Here is a 216-nt window from a genome sequence, read left to right on the forward strand (position 1 = left end):
TAATAGCTGCTCTAAAAGATAAAGATAGGGAAGTAAGGCAAGGAGCGGCAGAGAGTTTAGGAAAGTTAGGACAAGTGACTCCAGAAGTAATAAAAGTTTTAATAGCCGCTCTAAAAGATAAAAGTGATTGGGTAAAGAAAGGAGCGGCAGAGAGTTTAGGAAAGTTAGGGCATGTTAACCCTGAAGTAATAGAAGCTTTAATAGCTGCTCTAAAAG

Annotated in this window: 1 protein-coding gene; it reads left to right on the top strand. The window is 38.4% G+C overall.

What is annotated here, in order from left to right; translation table 11 throughout:
• Positions 1-216 (top strand): HEAT repeat domain-containing protein (locus NF27_RS00205; RefSeq protein ID WP_039454530.1); only part of this gene is annotated, 216 nt, incomplete at both ends.

The sequence above is a fragment of the Candidatus Jidaibacter acanthamoeba genome, assembly GCF_000815465.1.
Classification (GTDB): domain Bacteria; phylum Pseudomonadota; class Alphaproteobacteria; order Rickettsiales; family Midichloriaceae; genus Jidaibacter; species Jidaibacter acanthamoebae.